We start from the raw sequence: 17,478 nt of genomic DNA, 5'->3' as shown, positions 1-17,478 counted from the left end.
GCATGTTCCTTCGACGGTCAGACGATCTGGATGCGCTGGACATGACGCTCGGCGGATCCGCTGAATCCGTTGCGGCCGTGCAGCAATGCGTGGTTCTCCACGACGACGATGTCGCCGGTCTGCCACGGATGCGCGTAGCAGTAGCGCGGGTCGTGCAGCCGCTCGCGCAGGTCCTCCATCACCCGGACGCCGTCCTCGGGCGAAATGCCGTCCAGGGTGAGGAACAGCGGGTTGAGATACTTTGCGGGATCGAGCGGTTCGGCGTAGCGGATGGTCGTCTCACCGGTCGCCGGATGCGTCCCGAGCAGCGGCCACTCGGCAAGCCCGCCGTAGTGCGCGAGCTTGTCGGTCCGATAGGTGATCGTGGTCCGCGCCCACAGCTCGCGCAGATCCTCGGGTGCCTCGCGGTAGATCCGGGTGGTGTCGGAGAACACGGTCTCCCCGCCCGCGCCTGCCGGACTGCCCTGTACGCATTGGAACAGGAAGAAGCGCGGCACCTGCGCCGCGAACGCGCCGTCCCAGTGGAACGGCACGTCACCCTTGTCGAACAGGTAGTTCTGCGGATCGTCACGGACCACCAGGTCCAGGATGGTGCCGAAGTCCCACTGCAGCAGTTCGCCCGCGGCCCGGCAGTACCGCTCCAGCTCCGGCTTGTCGAGCAGGTCGTAACCGCGCAGCACGGTGACCTTGGTGGCCAGCACGGTGTCGAGCAGGTCGTCGATCGGCAGGTCGGCCAGGGTTTGCCCTGGCGTATCCGCAGTGACGATCCTGGCGAAGGGTCGCAGGTCGACGCCGTCGAGCGGCGCTGGCCGCACGCTGTTTGTCATGATGCTCCTCGAATAGCGAGTACGAAATGGCTCGGGCGGCTGTTGCGCCAGACCAGGCGGGCGCCGAGGTCCTCCGCCTTGGCGCGTTTGACCAGCGTGTATTTCGTGCCGTCATCGAGCACGACCCCGTGCCACGGGGTGAGCCAGTTGTCCTGGGTCCGCAGCAGGTGGAAGCCGATCTTGTCGCTGTGATGGGTTTGCGGGTGAATGGACAGCCGCACCGCGTCGGGAAACACGCCGGCCACCAGCCGACTCCACGCCTGGCTGCGCTGCACCACCTCGTAGGCGGTCTCCTTCGATCGGTTGCGACGCTGCGTCGCGCTCAGTTCCGGCATCAGCGCCGCGTTGTCCTCGACCATGAATCGGTGGATGCCGTTGAACATCCGCAGCATCGCCGGATCGGATTTCACCGACTCGCGAATGGCGTCGATGCTGGTGGCGAGCTCGTCGAGCAGGCCGCGCCGCCGCTCGTCCCAGGTCATCTCCGGCATGGCGTCGCGCAGCCCGTACAGGCCGATCGAGCCGCCGCCGGTGGACCGGATCACCCGGCGCAACTCGGCGGCATACTCGTCGACGTGGCCGTCCGGGATCTCCAGCGAGTCGCTGAACACGTGACCGTCGGAGCAGATCGTCACGATCGCGCCGGGGGCGTAGACCGCCGAGACCTGATCGCAGAAGCCCTGCAGCGATTCGATCGCCAGTGTCTCGGCCATATCCGGCAGTCGCCCAAGGGTTTTGCGGCGGTTGCGCGATTTGGCGGGGAACGCGGGTATCACGAAGTGCACCGGCCTGCCCGCTTCGACGTAGCCGATCACCTTCTTCAGATGCGGTGCGAGGCAGTCGTCGCAGGGGACGACATCGCACAGCGTGTCCGGCTCGGCGCACCGGCGCCTGGCGAAGACCAGGCGCAGCACATCGGCGGCAATCGCCTCGGCGGCCATCGGGGGCGGCGGCATCGGCTCCGACAAATGTCTGTGAATGAATTCTGAACCGCTGTCTACGGTTGTGTTCATAACTACCTTTCGGTGACTTATGACAGCACGGACGGATACGGTCGGCACGGCAAGTCGACGGTTCGCGTTCATACGAACCGCCCGTGTCCGTCCGAGCACCGGTACTGAAAATATCGCCTGGCCACCGCATGTCGTTTATATCGAAATTCGGATCCAAGCTGACATCGGCTGCATGCACTGTGAAATGAATGCCGCGGACCCCGCCGCGCCGTTTCATCGAGCATCGCGCTGCCTATCGGGCGAGCATTGTCGCCACTATCCGCAGACACCTGAAGGTATGCACCGAAGAATTGTCGTACTATGACCTCGGCCATCGGAGCGCGGAACATGAATCAAATCCGCGTGCGGCCGGAAAGACGGCCCCCCAATCTCTACACGCTCGTCTCGAATAACATCATCATCGTAACTCTGTTCGAGTAGCCCGGCAAGTAAGTTTCATTGAGCGAACTCGCATTGTGTCGACCTCGCAGACCGGGCTCGAACATCTAGTCTTCGAGTTTCGCGCAGAGCGAACATTTTCGCGCAGAACGGTGTCTAATCTCCCGCGATTTGCGTTTGCGGAAGCGTCGTCTCTACCGACACAGCCGCGGGAGCGGGCGTACCACGCTTGCGCCTCGGCCTTGCGAGATGGCGCATGGCCGGTGATTCCACGAAGGTGTGCAGCGCCCAGGCCAGCAGGATGTTCAAGCCGAACAATCCAAGGATCACCTGTACCGCGACCGGCGCGCTGAATGTCACGTCACCCATTTGCCGCCGGACGTAGAAAAGCGCTACCCCTTGACAGATATAGAAGGCGAACGAGATGTCACCGAGCCAGACGACGAACCTGCTGGACAGGAACCGCGACCTGCCCTCGATATCGGACATCGCGGCCGAGCCGATCAGCAGCGCGAGCGGCATCGCCGTCGCGAGGAAGAACCCGACGACGAACGGGGTGTACATGGCGACGAGGTACCCGCCGAGGCAGGCGACCAGCGCGACCCAGATCGGCAGCCTTGGCCATCGGCCCGCCGCTACGATCCGCGCGATGAACACACCGAGGAAGAATTCGAAAAGCCGAACCGGCGGGAACAGGTAGCCGAACCATAATTGCAGGACCGGGATGGGCGTCAGCTCTGATTTCGCCGAGTTCGGTATCAGATAGACGTCCACCACCTCGATCAACGCCATACCCACTATCATCGCCGCAGCGCCAAACCAGAGGTATTTCGCCGGAATCTTCATAATCAGCGGTACCAGGAATGGGAACAGTACATAGAACAAGAACTCACACGACAGCGTCCAGGACGGGGTATTGACGCCCGCGTTGATGTAGTTCTGCGGGAACCATGCGTGGATAAGGAAGAAATTGGGCAGCCATGCCTTCCACGGCGTGATGGCCGCGGCGAACAACACCATGCAGATCACCCAGAGTGTCAGATGGTTCGGGAATATCTTCACCACCCGGCGCCGAATGAAAAGCAGCTTGCTCTGTCCGTCCTTCCACGACCAGGTCAGCACGAATCCGCTGAGAATGAAGAAGAAGGAAACGCCGAGGAACCCCATCTTGCCGACCACCACCGCGCTGTTGTGCGCGAGGTCGGGATCGGCGAAGAAGTTGACCGGATGAAACGGCGGTATCGGCGAGTTCGGCAGCATCGAATGGAATACGAATACCGAGAGTGCCGCGAAGAACCGGAGCCCGGTCAACGATGGCAGCCGTGGACGATCGGACATGCGGCTGATACCTCCCGAACAGCTCGGCATTGTGTCCGTTCGTGCTCAGCCGAGGCCGAGCACGAACGGGAATTCCGGCTGGCCGCCGAGCAGGAAGGCGCCGGTGGACTGGATAACGGTGTCGTGGGCGATGATGTGTGTCGCCATGGTGTTGATATCGCGCAGCCAGATATCGAGCGGATTCGGCTTGTAGATCGAATCCGTGCCGACCAGCTCGCACAGGCGGGCGACGATGCCACGGGCGGCGCGGAAGGAGTGCGTGCGCGCAAGCGCGGTACTGATCCGCTGGTCAGGCGGCAGGTTCGCGAACCGGTCCTGGTCGAGCGAATCCCACAGTGTGTCAATGGTTTCCACCACCGCGCCACGCGCGACGATGTACTCCATCTCGCACTCGCCGAGAATGTATTGCGCGCGATAGTTGTCGGCCCACTTCTGCCCGGTGGCGGCGATCACCTTGCCCGCGGCGAGATCGCGCACGTAGTCGAGCGCGGCGCGCGCGGTGCCCAGCGGTACCGCGGGCATGATCCGGGCGAGTGCCTCCGGCTCGGCCAATTTGCCTGTGCCACTTTTGCGTTCACTGAAGCTGAAGGAATGATGGTCCGGGACGAACAGGTCCTTGACCGCGTAGTCGTTGCTGCCGCTGCCGCGCAGGCCGGTGGTGTCCCAGGTGTCGAAGACCTCGACTTGGTCGCGCCGCATGTAGAAGATCCGGACCACCGGCCGACCGTCCGGTGTCGCTGCCAGCTGTCCGTCGCTCAGCACGAACGCGCCGCCAATGACCAGGTCCGCGTGGGTGATCGCGCTGCCGAACTTCCAGCGCCCGGACAGTCGGTAGCCGCCGGGGACGCGTTCGGCACGGCCCGCGGGAAAGATCAGGCCCGCAGTGATCAGATCAAGCGTCGGCATGAGTTCCGCGACGCCCTGATCGTCCAGATAGCCCGCGTAGATGCCGGTGGCCGCGCCGATCATGGCGCACCAGCCGGTCGCGGTGTCGCCGTAGGACAGTGCTTCGACGATCTCCAGCTGTTCCAGCGAGGTCAGTCCCGGTCCGCCGTGTTCGGTGCTGAAGCACATGCGGTAGATGCCGTGGGCGCGCAGGAGTTCGACGATATCGTCCGGAATGCGCCGTGCCGCGTCGATCTCGCTGCGGCGCTCGGCCAGTTTGGGTGCTACGGAACGGGCCGCGGCCAGCAGGGTGGTGGCCGATAACGTTTCTTTGTTCACCGTCGTGTTCCTAATTCTCTTGCGCGAGTTCGGCGATCGCCGACGAGGTCTGTTCCGGTCCGAGGGCCGTGTATCCGCCATCGACGGCCCATTCGGCGCCGGTCACGAAACTTGCTTTGGGCGAGGCGAGAAAGGCGGCCACCTCACCCACCTCGGCCGCGTCGCCCGCACGGCCGATCATGTGGAACGGGGCGGCGACGCGGTCGGTGCGTGCCCGATCGCCGCCGGTGCTGTCACGCATCACCCGCGACCAGGTCCAGCCTGGTGCCACGCTGTTCACCCGGATCCCGTCCGGCGCGTACGCCAGCGCGAGACTGCGGGTGAGCTGGGCGATCCCGGCCTTGCTCACCGGGTATTGCAGGCGGCCGTGCTGGGCGACATGGCCGCTCGGCGAGGTGAAGTTGACGATGGAACCCGCCGACTCCGCCAAATAGGGCCGTGCGGCTTCGCACATCAGCGCGGTGCCGACCACGTTCGTATTCAGCACGTCGAGCCATTGCGCCCGCACATCGGTGGTTTCGTCGTCGCCGTAGATGCAGGCGATATTCACCAATGTGTCTATCCGCCCTTTATTTCCGGCCGCCTTGGCGATGAATTGCGCGATGGATTCGTCGTCGCGAATGTCGAGCGGGATGAACGCCGCCCGATCCCCCACGTCGGCCGCAGCGCTACGGCCGCCACTTTCATCGATATCGCCGAGCACAATGTCCGCGGAATAACTGGCGAATACGCGCGCCACTTCGGTGCCGATAATTGTTGCGGCGCCGGTGATCAGAACTGTCTTGTCTTCGAACAACTAGTGCCTCCCCCTCACTGGGGCCACTCGAGCCTAGGTTCGAAGTATCGCCACTCGGACCCGCCGCTGACCAGCGCGATCCACGACAAGTAGGTGCAACTTTCCGCCAGCACGCGAGACCGGATCCGCGACAATGTGCCGTGAATCACAGTGAACTCGCCGGGGTCGGCGGTGGGCGTTATCGTTGTACCCGGGGAGTCGGGCGGCTAACCGGGAAACATCGATCGATGCGGCCTTCTCGGCGCAGCTCCGGCGGCGGAGGAGCCGGGCGGCCACGGCATGCCCAATTCGAACGGAGCGAACGTTGCCCAGTAACCAAATGGTGTTCCTGCTGGTGGATCTCGTGCTCATCGCGGTGGCGGCGCGGCTGCTCGGCAGGCTGGCCGTACGGCTCGGCCAGCCCGCGGTAATCGGCGAAATCGCGGCGGGAATCATCGCGGGGCCCACAATTCTGGGGGCACACTTATCCGGAATGGTCTTTCCACAGGACGTCCGTTCCTACCTGAGCGCGTTCGCGAATGTCGGCGTCATGATCTTCATGTTCCTGGCCGGGCTGGAGATCGATCGCGGCTCGTTCAACGGCAACCGTCGCACCGTGGCCAGCGTGTCGCTGTCGGCCTACTTCGTGCCGTTCGCGCTCGGCTGCGCGGTCGCCCTGGTGGCGCTGTCCAGATACCACAACGGAAATCGGCTCACCTTCGCGTTGTTCATCGGCTGCGCGCTCGCCGTGACCGCGTTTCCGGTGCTGGCCCGCATCCTGCTCGATCGCGGCCTGATGGGCACCCGGATCGGCCAGCTCAGCCTGGCCAGCGCGGCCATCGACGACATTTTGGCGTGGACGGTGCTCGCCTTGGTCATCGGCTTCGCCCGACCTGGCGTCAGTAATCAGTGGCGCCTGCTGCTCTTCGTGCCGCTGGTGGCGGCGATGTGGTGGCTGGTGCGCCCGTTGCTCGTCCGCGCCTCCCGCTCCACCGCGGCGACCAGCGACAATACGATGATCTTCCTTGCCGTCTCCGGCGCGCTGCTGTGGGGTGCGGCTACCGAGTGGATCGGCCTGCACCTGATCTTCGGCGCGTTCCTGTTCGGCGTCATCTTTCCCCGCACGCACCGGCCGGTGGTGGAAACCGGTGCGCAACTGCTGAGTTCGGTCTTCCTGCCCGCCTTCTTCGTCGTGGCCGGGCTCCAGGTTGATCTCGGCTCGCTCGACCGCGCGGGCATCGTCGAACTGCTCGCGGTCCTGCTTACCGCGCTGGTCGGAAAACTCGGCGGCACCTACTTCGCCGCGCGCGCCACGGGTATCGCACCGCGTGAGGCAGGTGCGCTGGCGAGCCTCATGAACACCAGGGGACTCACCGAACTCATCATCCTGAACATCGGCCTGACCACGGGACTCATTGGGGTGCAACTGTATTCGATCATGGTCGTGATGGCGTTGGTGACAACGGCGATGACGTCGCCGTTGCTGCGACTGTTCGGGGTGACCTCCGAGGTGCGGCACCTGCCCGCCCCCGCCGTGGCGCAGACCCGGCTGGCGTCATGATCAGCGAACCGCTGGAAGACCTTTCGACGGCCCGGTTGACCTCCACGACCGAGCCTGGACACCGGTCACTAGGGTCGGGAGGATGGAGAAGTTGATCATGCGGGCGGCCGAGCGGGAGGATGTGGGCGACATCGTGCGCCTGCTATCGCAAGACCTGCGGACACACATCCCGGTCGAGTTGGGCCCACCGTTGCCCGAGTACTACCTCTCGGCGTTCGAGCGGATAGCCGCCGACCCGTCCGAACTGCTTGCGGTGGCCGAACTCGACGGCGAAGTCGCTGGCACCTTTCAGATGTCGTTCATCCCGTACCTGCTGTGGCGCGGCGGTACGGTCGCCCAGGTCGAGTCGGTGCGAGTGGCCGAGCACCTGCGCGGGCAGGGTATCGGTGCTCGCATGATGCAGTGGGCGATCGATGAGGCGCGCGCCCGCGAATGCGTCCGAATTCAGCTCACCACCAACAAGTCTCGCACCGACGCGCACCGCTTCTACGAGCGGATCGGGTTCGAGAAAACACATGAGGGGATGAAGCTGATCCTCAGCTGAGGCGCGGGCGGAAGGTGCGGCGCAGATCGGCCACCCAGACGTCGGGGAGTTCCCAGGGGGATGCAGTGACCGCCCGCTCGTGCCAGGCGAGGTTGGCGTGGTTGTACCAGTCGGCGCGGTCGCTGGCGAGCCGGGGTTGCGGCGTGGGTGGCGGGGATCGTGGCTGGTGGGACCTAGTGTGCGGGGATGGCTAACCTGCGAGGGCAGCATGGGCGGCGGCGGACGCGCGGCGAATGGCTGGCGATGGTGCGGGCTTCGCCGTACCTGCCGGCGACGGTGCTTGTGCTGTTGGTGACCGCCGCGGCTGGGTTGTTCGCCGGGTCGTATACGTACGCGTTGGCGAATCCGACGCCGCGCCATATTCCGATCGCGGTGGTCGGGCCGGAGCAGGATGCTTCGGTCCAACGGTTTCTGACGGAGATGCAGCGCTCACTCGGTGATTCGCTGGCGGTGCGCGGCTATGACACCGCGGCGGCGGCGCGGTCGGCCATCGAGGAGCAGCAGGTCTTCGCCATCGTCACCGCGCGTGCGCCCGGGGTGCATCTCGATATCTCGAGTGCGTCCGGGCAGTCGGTCGCGCAGCTGCTCTCCGAGGTCGCCACCACGGCCGGGCCTGCGGTACAGGTTCCGGCACAGGTCACCGATGTCGTGCCATTGCAGCGCGGCGATCCGCGCGGGCTCGCGATCTTCTATATCTCATTGGCCGCCGTGATCATCGGATTCGTCGGCGCGACCCAATTCAGCGTGCACGCGTCCGCGCTGAACCCCGTCGAGCGGATCGGCTTCACCGCGGCGTACGCGGTGTGCGGCGGCTTTGCCATTGCGGCGGTGGCGGATTGGGTGCTCGGTGCGCTGCGGCTACCGTTTCCGGAGTCGTGGGGCATCCTGTCGCTGACGATGTTCACCTCCGGAATGGTGTTCACCATGTTCAACACCCTGTTCGGGCGGTGGGCGATCCTGCCGACCTGGGGTCTGATGGTGTTGCTCGGCAATCCGTCCTCCGGCGGAGCGGTGTCCTGGCCGCTGCTGCCGTCGCTGCTCGGCCACATCGGCCGCTGGCTGCCGCCGGGCGCGTCCGTCAACGCGCAGCACACCGCGGTGTATTTCGGTGCGCACCAACATCTTCTACCGTTTCTGGTGCTCGCCGGATGGGCACTCGTCGCGTGTGCGGTGTTCTGGATCTGGCGCAGTCGTCATCCCGGCGGGCGAGTCATCGAGAACGCGCACGACGCTCGGTCACGAGGCAGGGAAGTGGTCGGCGAGGAACTTGCCGAAGACGTGTCGTGACAGCTGACTGCCCCAGTCGTTCCAGGTGAAGTCGTAGATGTGTTCGCCGTAAGGCACTGCGAGCAACTGGTTTTCGACGCCGACCCGGCGCAGCCGCTCGGCGAGTTCGGCCGAGCCGCGATACGGCGCGACGTGGTCCCGATTGCCGTGCATGAGCAGGGTCGGCGGCACATTCGGGCGGACATAGGTGACCGGGGAGGCCGCCTTGTAGCGGTCGGGCACCTGGTCCGGGGTGCCGCCGGTGTAATCCTCGAGGAACGTGTGCATCCGCCCGGGCAGTCCGGAATCGCGCCACGCCTCGACCAAATCGGGCACCGGGTAGAGCGCCGCGACCGCCTTGACCGACGTGTCGGTGACCGCGCAACTCGGCGACACCCGGTCGTCGGCGTAGGCACCCATCAGCGCGAGATTGCCGCCAGCCGAGCCGCCAGCGAGCATCACCCGCTCGGGATCGATGCCATACTTCGCCGCCTGCTGCTTGACCCATCCGACGGCACACTTCACATCGGCGGGCGATTGATTCCAGCGCGCGGGCGGCGCCATCCGATATTCGATGGCGAAGACGGCATATCCCTTGTCGTTCAACCACTTATGCCACTGCGGCGCCTCCCCGCGATCGCCGTTGGTCCAGCCGCCGCCGTGCACCCAGACCACCGCCGGTCGCGGCCGGGCCGACGTGCCCTCGGGCAGCTTCACATCGAGCTTCAGGTCCTGACCGTCGACGGTGTTGTACACGGTGCTCAACGATTCGACCGGCGCGCCGGTATTCGTGCCGCCCGAAAGGTAGTCGCGGAACGACAGTTTCGCGTCCTGCCGCACGGCCGTCCCCCACGAGGCGGCCGACGGGAAGCCTACGCCGACAACGCCGAGCAGACAGACCAGCCCGGTCACCGCCGCCACCCGGCGCACCCCGACGCGGCCCTTCTTGCCAAAAGCGATCAGCGACAAGACAAATCCGGCAAGCCCGAGCGGAATCAGGTACAGCCCATAGTCACTCACCACATGCGTCAGCACCACGAAGGGCGCGGGGACCCGGACCGCGATGATCACGTAAATGAAAAGCACCATCACCGCGGCAACTCCGGCCGCCAATGCCGCTACCAGCCAGCGAATGACCATCCGCACATTAACCCACGCCCGCCCGCACCAGTCCCGATGGCACGCCGACCGCGGGCGGTCACCGAGGCGCACTTGTTGTATACGGCCGGAAGGCGGAGGATGTCCTAATCTGCGGTGTATCGGTCTGAACGGACACGGCAGACGAGCCATCGAAGCACGCATTCTGGGACAGGTAAGCCCCCTCGTTCAAGGAGCGTTCCCATGACAGAGCACATCGCAGGCATCACGATTCCGGACAGCCGCCTGGTCGCCGAGGCCACCGAACTGGTGCGCACCAGCGCCCCGCCGCTGCTGTTCCATCACTCCCGGCGCGTCTACCTGTTCGGGATGCTGCAGGGACAGCGGCGCGGACTGAAGCCCGATCCCGAACTGCTGTACGTCGGCGCCATGTTCCACGACCTCGGACTGACCGACACCTACCGCACCCAGCACCAGCGATTCGAGGTCGACGGTGCCGACGAGGCCCGGCGATTCCTCACCGCCAACGGCATCGATGACGAGGCGGCACAGCGCGTCTGGACGGCCATCGCGTTGCACACCACGCCGGGCATTCCCGAGCACATGGCACCCGAGATCGCGCTGGTGACGGCCGGTGTCGAAACCGATGTCCTCGGAATCGGTTACCGCGACCTCGGCCCGGCCGATATCGCGGCGGTCACCGCGGCCCATCCCCGCCCCGATTTCAAGCGACAGATCCTCGCCGCGTTCACGAACGGGTTCGCCGATCGCCCGGACAGCACCTTCGGGACCGTCAATGCCGACGTCCTCGCCCACTTCCTGCCCGGCTTCGTCCGGACCGATTTCGTCGAGGTCATCCAAACCAGCCCGTGGCCGCAATGACATCGCGACCGCACGTCGTCGGCGTGCTTGTGTTCCCCGGCGTCACGCTGCTCGACGTGGCCGGGCCGAGCGAGGTGTTCACCGAGGCCAATCGGTGCGGCGCCGACTACCGGATCACGCTGATCTCCCCCGACGGTGCGCCGGTGCGCTCCTCCACCGGCTTACGATTCGACGTCGACCGCGCCGCCGCGGACACGCACAAGCTGGACACCCTCGTTGTACCCGGCTCGGAGGAGCTGGTCGCCGCGACATTGCCGACCGAACTCGTTTGCGCGGTAACGCGATTGGCGCAACGCGCGCCACGAGTCGCCTCGGTCTGCACTGGCGCGTTCGTGCTCGCCGCCGCGGGTCTGCTCGACGGCCGAAGGGCGACCACCCACTGGCGGCACGCCGCGGCCCTGCAACGACGCAACCCCGGCGTCGAGGTCGATCCCGACGCCATCTTCGTCACTGACGGACCGATCATGACCTCGGCGGGGATCACCGCCGGTATCGATCTCACCCTGCACCTGGTCGAACAGGATCACGGCCCGGCGCTCGCCCGCGAGGTGGCCCGTTCACTGGTCGTCTTCCTGCAACGACCGGGCGGCCAATCACAGTTCTCCGTCCCGATCCGCACGCCGGCACCGCAGGACAACACCCTGCGCACGCTGCTCGACACCATCCACACCGATCCGACCAGGGACTACACCGTTCCCGTGCTGGCCGCGCTCGCCAACACCAGTTCGCGCCAGCTGACCCGGCTGTTCCGCCGAGAACTTGGCACCACCCCGGCCCGCTATCTCGAACGGGTCCGGCTCGAACAGGCCCAAATGCTGCTCGACCAAGGACATTCCGTGACCGCGACCGCCGCACGCAGCGGCTTCGGCAGCGACGACACGCTCCGCCGCGCCTTCCACCATCACCTCGGCATCGCACCGAGCACCTACCAACATCGATTCACCACGACCACCGAGCCCGAGTAGGCGGCACCGCTGCTACGACCTGCGCCACGCGGCGATCGCGGCCGCCCATCGACGGTTGCTGGTGAACTCGGAGAGTTCGCGGCGGTCGATCAGTACGTAGATAACGCCCGCGGTAGTCGTCTGCAGGATCAGCGGCTTTCCCGCATTGAGCAGGCCGCCGAAGAATCTGCCGTAGAGCGAGGTGAATTCGCGGCGCAAGGACAGAATGGCCTCGCGGGACAGGGTCAGATCGCCGGTATCGCTCCAGTCGGTCAGCACCAGGCCCTTGTCGGTCAGTTCGATGCGACCGCGCCGGGGGAACAGCGCGCGCTGGCTGACCAGGCAAGCCGCCTTGTCCGCGGCACTGTGTTGGCTCAGTTCCGCGACGGTGGCGGCGATGTAGCTCCCACTCCGCATCACATCGGTCATCACGGGCCCCTCCCGGCTTCCTTGGCAAGCGACTACCGAGAATTCTCTTGCCAGCGGCGATAGGGCACATCGCCCTGCGGACCCCCACCGGCATCCCTCTCAGGAACGACTTCCGGCCGCACTGCTCGTCCGCGAGACGGACCCGCGCGCGTCAGCCCAGGTCAGGGGCGCGTGTAGAGGAACGCGGTGGAGCCGTAGTCGGCTTGTTCGTCATTGATGGGTCCGTGTTCGATGCCGAATCGCAGGCCCGTGCGATAGCCGACGGCGTCCGCGAGCATCAGCCGGTAGGCGGTTGCGCAGTAGTCCACGCACTGGTCGTCGGTGATGTGCACGGTGGGCTGGCCGGTGAGCGGCAAGGTGTAGCGCTTGCCATAGTCGAAGAACCAGCCGCCCTCATAGAAGTCCTCGGTGCCGGTGCCGTGCAGTTGCGGGGTGGATGAGCCGTCGACGTAGACCTTTTCGTCGCCCTCCATGAACACCGCGTCTTTGCCCATCGATGAGTCGACGTGGCGACCGCTCATGGAGTGGCTGACCCCGACGAACTTCCCGGTCCCGGTCGCGGTCGCGAAGGGCCAGTCGACACCCGGTGTGGTGGGCCCGGCATGCGACTGGGTGGTGAAATACCCGGCCTCGCCGCTGCTCAGCGCCGGGCCCCACTTAGTGTCGGGGACGACGACCGCCTCCGTGTCGATGCCGCGGATCGGGTTGCCGGTGTTATTGCGCAGCGTCACCACCGCATCGCGGGCGAACGGCATCGGCCACCACGACGACGACCATCCGCCGGGTTGCGCGCTCGATGCGAACATCAGCGACCGCACGTCCACCGGACCTAGTCCGGCGCCGAAGAACTCGCCGACCGGCGAATCGACCAGGTCGTGACCGTCGAATCGAATCTGTAGCCGCACGCCGGTGGGGTCCGTCCCGGCAGGCAACCGCACTCGCAATGTGGAGATACTGCCTGGCCCGGCCGCGTTGGCGATCTCCACGGCGGTGTCGGTCGGAACCTCCACCGTGCGAGTCTGTGTTCGCGCGCCGGGAACCATCGGTTTCGGATCTCGCCTACCGGCGGCCATGAGCGTGGCGAGCACGTCGAGAGCCAGGTCGGACCGGTCAAAGGTCCGCACGCCGTCGGAGTTCGGGAAGTGACGGAAGGTGACGTGGTAGTAGGACACGGGCTTCGACACGCTGACTCGCATCGAATTCCTATATGGCATAGGTACTTTGATGTAAACACCGCCCGGCGACTGCTTGGCGTTCGCCACGAGGGGGAACGCGAAGGGTGGGCCGTACGCGCCGTCGACCACCGATTGCAGCGGCTCGTCGAGGATGGTCCGGCCGTCCAGGTCGATCCGAATGTTGCCGAGCGCGGTGACGTCTCCCCTGTTGATGGTGAACCAGATCGAATCGATCTCGCCGGATCCATCGTCGTCGGCGACCACGCAGCGTGGCCCGTCGTAGCTCAGGCAGCCGCCGGTCCAGTCCTTGTTGCCACCGCTGCGGTCGTAACTGGAGTACTGCTGCGCCTGCACCGCACCGCTCAGATACGGCAACGCGTCCAGCCGCCGATAGGTATCCCACCCCATGACGGCCGCCGGGGCGCCCGCCGTGTCCGCGACCACAGCCGCGGGTTGCGCGGCCGCCACCGCGGGCACGGTCAGCAGTGCCACTCCGACTGCCATCAGCACCCGGATTGCCAACGCTCGCACCCGAGGTCCGCGATCGACAAGCACGCCTGACGTCTCCCTCGCGTAATTCCAGCACCGGACACCTCGAGATCACCGACGCCGACGAGGTAGTCGCGCCTCGGTTCGACACTCGCAATGATGATCATTCATCGGGTAGCCACCTACCTGTATTCGGACCTGCGGCCGTCCCGGATGGGCGGTTCATCGCACCGCCTCGAACGGACGCCAAGCCCGCACCTGGGCGTCGACAGCAGGTGTCGTACCGCTGTTTTACGTGGTCACACCCCTACGCTAGGGCCATCGACACCAACATCTCGCGCAGCACCTTTCTGCGGAGCGCACTCGGAATCGGCGTAACCAGCTGGGCATTGGCCGGTCTACCCGGCAGGTCCGGCGCTCGCGTCGCGCGCGCCGAGCCCATGCCGCAAACCTCCGGCCGCATCGCGGCGGGCGTGGATTGGGGCAAGCTCGACAAGCTCGTCCGTGGTCGTGTCTTCCTCGAGAACGACACGGATTACCCGACGGCGAAGCAGATCTTCAACACCCGGTTCGACGACGCGAAGCCGACCGCCGTCGTCCGGGCCGACACGGTCGACGACGTCGCGGCCGCGGTCACCTTCGCCGCCGAGAACGACCTGGTGCTGTCGGCCCGCGCGGGCGGTCATTCGTATGTGGGCGCCTCGTCGGCGACCGGCGCGATGATCATCGACCTGCGCCAGTTGTCCGGGGTGAAGTACCGCGACGGCGAAGCCGTTGTCGCGCCGGGCATGACGCTGAACGCGGTGTACCGCGAACTCGACCGGGACGGGCAGACGATTCCCACCGGGATGTGCCCGATGGTCGGTATTTCCGGGCTCACCCTCGGCGGCGGCCTCGGCTTCGAATCCCGCCGCTACGGCCTGACCTGCGACCGGCTCGCCGCGGCGACGATGGTGCTGCCCGACGGCACGGTGACCGAGGCGTCGCCGACCACCCGGCCGGATCTGTTCTGGGCCATCCGCGGTGGCGGCCCCCATCTCGGCATTGTCACCTCGCTCACCTATCGCACCTGTCCCGCGACCCCGAAAGACGTTGTACAGCTGGCCTTTCCCGGGGAGCTCGCGGGTCAGGTGATCGCCGGATGGTTGACCTGGCTCGGTACCGCCGAACCGAGCGAGTGGGCTTGCGTCAGCATCGACGCGGACGGGCGCGGCGGACTGAAATGCTGGATGCAGCTGGTCTGCCCGGCCAAGGAGGGCATCCAGGCAGCGGTCGCGTTGATGGGCGCGACGACGAAACCGCTCAATGTGGACTACCGGAGTCTGAATCACATGGACACGGTCATGTACCTCGCCGGCGGCAGCGCCACTCAGCCGCGCGCCACCTTCACCTGTGGTTCCGACGTGGTCACCGAACTCTCCGAAGACGCTATCGCCGCGGTCATCGAGGCGATCACCGAGCATTCCCGCGCGGGCGGCACCGGATGGGTCCAGATCAACACGCTCGACGGCGCCGTCCGCGACACCCTCCCCGAAGACTCCGCCTTCCCGTGGCGCGAGCACGCCGCCCTCGTGGAATGGGGTAACTACCAACCGATCCCGCACGAGCAAGCCGCCGCCTGGATCGCCGACGCGCACCGCCTCATCGCACCGTTCTCCGCGGGCGCGTACGTCAACTACCTCGAATTGGGCGACCCGATGGAGCGCTACTACGCGCACAACTATCCGCGGCTCGATGACGTTCGCCGAAAGGTAGACCCGCGGAACCGAATACACACGGTGTTGGTCAGCTGAGTGCGTGCGAGCTGACGAGAATGGCGCGGGCGTAGAGGAGTTGGAAGCCGAGCCTTTGGACGTTTTGCTGTGACTTCGAGCCGGGGAGGGTGGTGACCACGGCGAGGTCACAGCCCGCCGATGCGGCGGCGGCCAGGCGGGTCGAGAGCAGCGATGCCTGGATGCCGCGGCGGCGGAAGGCCGGGAGGGTCGCCGCGCCGCAGAGCTGGGCGACGCCGTCGGCGAGGCGCAGGCTGGCAGCGCCGGCGGGGACGCCGTCGATGCGGGCGAGTGCGCCGGTGAAGCCGGTTACCGCGGCCATGTCGCGGGTCGCGTTGTCGATGGACTCGCGCGGAAAGTCCTCGTTGGACGCGACGCCCTGGGTGTCGGGGGCGGCGAAGCCGTCGACGAGAACGTTCAACCAGGTGTCGAACTCCTCGGGGCCGACGGCCGAGACCTGAACTCCCGCAGCCGAGTTCGCCTGCCTGCCCTGGTCGAGCCGCAGGCCGAGCACGTTCTCGAAGCCGGTCAGCACGTAGCCGCGGCGGGTCAGGCGCTCGACCACGGTGGGATCGGCGAGGGTCGAGACCTCGAACTGGACCGGTGCGTCGCGCTCGGCGAAAGCCTGTTCCACCGCGTTCAGCGCGGTGTCGTCGAAGTCGTCGCCCATACCGGCGCCGACAACCTTGTCGAGGGGCGAGTTCGCGCCCGCCCACACGGCCGTGCCGGTGCCGATCGGGAGCAGCAGCACCCGCGTCCGCGGGTCCCGTCGCGCGGTGGCGCGGGCGCCCTCCTCCATCAGCGACCGCTCTACGCGCTCGACGCGGGCCGAGAGGTCCGTTCCGGCGAACAGGCTGGGTTCAGGCGACATGGCTGCATTCCTACCAGGGGGAACCATCAGGGCGACAACCTTTTAACCGTGGCACGACTGCCTTACCTCGGGGCGCGCAGCATGGCATCGCATTCGTCGGCGGGACTTCTCAATGGGAGAACCGAGGCGAGAATGCCGAGGCCCGCGAGGGGAATCAAGTCGAGCGTGAGCATGGGCAACACGGTACTGAAAGCCAGCACGACCGGGCTCCACCATGGCAGTCGCCCGGCCCGGACGAGCAGGACGGACAGCACTATCAGGCCGAGGAAGAACAGCGGCGGCCCCACCATGTAGAACGTCAAACGGACGCCAGGGATTGCCGAGAAATCATGGCTGAGCCTGGACATGTCGGCCTCGTTCTCGGCCTGAAGCGCGAACACGATGTCCGCGCCGAACTGCACAATCGTGGTTGCCAACCCGACCAGCGTGACGATTACCGTCCCGGTCCGCCAATTACCTTGCGGGAGCATGCGTTCCATTCCGAGCACCGCCGGGATGAACAACACGATGCCGACCAAGCCGACGATGTGCGCGGCCTGCCAATCGACGCCAGGACCGTAATGGCCGTCCGCCAGACCGAACAGCCGGATCACTCCGTATGCGGAAAACAACAGCGGTGCGGAAATAAGAAGCGTTCCAGGGGCTTTCACGGTGCCAAGCTTGGCAGGGCGACGGTCGGCCGGCCTCCGGGAAAACCCTGGTTTCGGCCATGATCCTCGCGCGAGTGAGAAACCTTCCACGCCACTCCGGAAATGTGTTTGCTACTCATTCGCCACAATGGTTCCATGGGCCAGTTACACCTGGTGACTGGACTGGCATCCGATTTGCCGAGCAGATCTTCTTTTGCTGGCGAAAGGAGCCGTGTCTCGATGCGTGTGCGTGATTCACGTCG

At 65.9% G+C, this 17,478-nt stretch carries 16 protein-coding genes; 6 read left to right on the top strand and 10 right to left on the bottom strand.

Annotated features, from left to right (window positions below):
• Positions 1-17: 17 nt before the first annotated feature.
• The 5 genes from OG203_RS30495 to OG203_RS30475 form a co-directional block, all read right to left on the bottom strand.
• A complete protein-coding gene (locus tag OG203_RS30495) occupies positions 18-827 on the bottom strand; it encodes a TauD/TfdA dioxygenase family protein (RefSeq protein WP_405160683.1) in 810 nt (269 codons plus the stop codon).
• Positions 824-1,783: an L-tyrosine/L-tryptophan isonitrile synthase family protein gene (locus OG203_RS30490; RefSeq protein ID WP_405160682.1), complete on the bottom strand. Its 960-nt coding sequence runs from the start codon at positions 1,781-1,783 to the stop codon at positions 824-826. Before OG203_RS30490 ends, OG203_RS30495 begins: the two co-directional genes overlap by 4 nt.
• Positions 1,784-2,374: 591 nt before the next feature.
• Positions 2,375-3,556 (bottom strand): acyltransferase family protein, encoded by a 1,182-nt coding sequence (locus tag OG203_RS30485; protein ID WP_405160681.1) that lies wholly within the window; start codon positions 3,554-3,556, stop codon positions 2,375-2,377.
• Between the two features lie 45 nt (positions 3,557-3,601).
• A complete protein-coding gene (locus tag OG203_RS30480; RefSeq protein WP_405160680.1) occupies positions 3,602-4,780 on the bottom strand; it encodes an acyl-CoA dehydrogenase family protein in 1,179 nt (392 codons plus the stop codon).
• A 10-nt stretch (positions 4,781-4,790) separates the two neighbouring features.
• Entirely contained in the window at positions 4,791-5,576 is a 786-nt protein-coding gene (locus tag OG203_RS30475; protein ID WP_405160679.1) for an SDR family oxidoreductase, read from the bottom strand.
• A gap of 304 nt (positions 5,577-5,880) precedes the next feature.
• Here OG203_RS30475 and OG203_RS30470 point away from each other — a divergent pair, with 304 nt between their 5' ends.
• The 3 genes from OG203_RS30470 (at position 5,881) to OG203_RS30460 (ending at position 8,947) form a co-directional block, all read left to right on the top strand.
• Positions 5,881-7,116 carry a cation:proton antiporter gene (locus OG203_RS30470; protein ID WP_405160678.1) on the top strand — a complete coding sequence of 412 codons (1,236 nt, stop codon included), beginning with the start codon at positions 5,881-5,883 and terminating at the stop codon, positions 7,114-7,116.
• An 82-nt stretch (positions 7,117-7,198) separates the two neighbouring features.
• The gene (locus OG203_RS30465) at positions 7,199-7,660 is read left to right on the top strand and encodes a GNAT family N-acetyltransferase (RefSeq protein WP_405160677.1); all 462 of its coding nucleotides are present in this window, start codon (positions 7,199-7,201) and stop codon (positions 7,658-7,660) included.
• Positions 7,661-7,846: 186 nt separating this feature from the next.
• Complete coding sequence (locus OG203_RS30460) at positions 7,847-8,947, top strand: ABC transporter permease (RefSeq protein WP_405160676.1); 1,101 nt, start codon at positions 7,847-7,849, stop codon at positions 8,945-8,947.
• Here OG203_RS30460 and OG203_RS30455 read toward each other — a convergent pair.
• Positions 8,897-10,066 (bottom strand): alpha/beta hydrolase fold domain-containing protein, encoded by a 1,170-nt coding sequence (locus tag OG203_RS30455; RefSeq protein ID WP_405160675.1) that lies wholly within the window; start codon positions 10,064-10,066, stop codon positions 8,897-8,899. The genes OG203_RS30460 and OG203_RS30455 overlap by 51 nt on opposite strands.
• A gap of 201 nt (positions 10,067-10,267) precedes the next feature.
• Between OG203_RS30455 and OG203_RS30450 the strand changes: the two genes are divergently transcribed.
• Positions 10,268-10,906: an HD domain-containing protein gene (locus OG203_RS30450; protein ID WP_405160674.1), complete on the top strand. Its 639-nt coding sequence runs from the start codon at positions 10,268-10,270 to the stop codon at positions 10,904-10,906.
• A complete protein-coding gene (locus tag OG203_RS30445) occupies positions 10,903-11,871 on the top strand; it encodes a GlxA family transcriptional regulator (RefSeq protein WP_405160673.1) in 969 nt (322 codons plus the stop codon). Before OG203_RS30450 ends, OG203_RS30445 begins: the two co-directional genes overlap by 4 nt.
• 12 nt (positions 11,872-11,883) lie before the next feature.
• Here OG203_RS30445 and OG203_RS30440 read toward each other — a convergent pair whose 3' ends face one another.
• Together OG203_RS30440 and OG203_RS30435 are read right to left on the bottom strand one after the other, a co-directional pair.
• Positions 11,884-12,279 carry a hypothetical protein gene (locus OG203_RS30440; RefSeq protein ID WP_405160672.1) on the bottom strand — a complete coding sequence of 132 codons (396 nt, stop codon included), beginning with the start codon at positions 12,277-12,279 and terminating at the stop codon, positions 11,884-11,886.
• Between the two features lie 161 nt (positions 12,280-12,440).
• A complete protein-coding gene (locus OG203_RS30435; protein ID WP_405160671.1) occupies positions 12,441-13,985 on the bottom strand; it encodes a glycoside hydrolase family 172 protein in 1,545 nt (514 codons plus the stop codon).
• Positions 13,986-14,383: 398 nt separating this feature from the next.
• Here OG203_RS30435 and OG203_RS30430 point away from each other — a divergent pair, with 398 nt between their 5' ends.
• Entirely contained in the window at positions 14,384-15,736 is a 1,353-nt protein-coding gene (locus OG203_RS30430) for an FAD-binding oxidoreductase (protein WP_405160670.1), read from the top strand.
• Here the strand turns inward: OG203_RS30430 and OG203_RS30425 are convergent.
• Together OG203_RS30425 and OG203_RS30420 are read right to left on the bottom strand one after the other, a co-directional pair.
• Positions 15,729-16,568, bottom strand: a complete 840-nt coding sequence (locus OG203_RS30425) for a GNAT family N-acetyltransferase (protein WP_405168055.1) — start codon at positions 16,566-16,568, stop codon at positions 15,729-15,731. The two genes, OG203_RS30430 and OG203_RS30425, sit on opposite strands and share 8 nt — an antisense overlap.
• Positions 16,569-16,648: 80 nt before the next feature.
• Positions 16,649-17,236, bottom strand: a complete 588-nt coding sequence (locus OG203_RS30420; protein WP_405160669.1) for a hypothetical protein — start codon at positions 17,234-17,236, stop codon at positions 16,649-16,651.
• Positions 17,237-17,478 lie beyond the last annotated feature (242 nt).

It is taken from the genome of Nocardia sp. NBC_01499, from assembly GCF_045040275.1.
Taxonomy (GTDB): domain Bacteria; phylum Actinomycetota; class Actinomycetes; order Mycobacteriales; family Mycobacteriaceae; genus Nocardia.
The sequence above is the reverse complement of the archived record's forward strand: the minus strand, read 5'-3'. Positions and strand labels throughout refer to the sequence as shown.

Excerpts from the sequence above, each read along its gene's own strand:
- OG203_RS30465 (WP_405160677.1), top strand. The coding sequence starts at position 7,199 with ATGGAGAAGTTGATCATGCGGGCGGCCGAGCGGGAGGATGTGGGCGAC.
- OG203_RS30445 (WP_405160673.1), top strand. The coding sequence starts at position 10,903 with ATGACATCGCGACCGCACGTCGTCGGCGTGCTTGTGTTCCCCGGCGTC.
- OG203_RS30430 (WP_405160670.1), top strand. The coding sequence starts at position 14,384 with ATGCCGCAAACCTCCGGCCGCATCGCGGCGGGCGTGGATTGGGGCAAG.
- OG203_RS30485 (WP_405160681.1), bottom strand. The coding sequence starts at position 3,556 with ATGTCCGATCGTCCACGGCTGCCATCGTTGACCGGGCTCCGGTTCTTC.
- OG203_RS30490 (WP_405160682.1), bottom strand. The coding sequence starts at position 1,783 with ATGCCGCCGCCCCCGATGGCCGCCGAGGCGATTGCCGCCGATGTGCTG.
- OG203_RS30455 (WP_405160675.1), bottom strand. The coding sequence starts at position 10,066 with ATGGTCATTCGCTGGCTGGTAGCGGCATTGGCGGCCGGAGTTGCCGCG.
- OG203_RS30495 (WP_405160683.1), bottom strand. The coding sequence starts at position 827 with ATGACAAACAGCGTGCGGCCAGCGCCGCTCGACGGCGTCGACCTGCGA.
- OG203_RS30440 (WP_405160672.1), bottom strand. The coding sequence starts at position 12,279 with ATGACCGATGTGATGCGGAGTGGGAGCTACATCGCCGCCACCGTCGCG.
- OG203_RS30450 (WP_405160674.1), top strand. The coding sequence starts at position 10,268 with ATGACAGAGCACATCGCAGGCATCACGATTCCGGACAGCCGCCTGGTC.
- OG203_RS30460 (WP_405160676.1), top strand. The coding sequence starts at position 7,847 with ATGGCTAACCTGCGAGGGCAGCATGGGCGGCGGCGGACGCGCGGCGAA.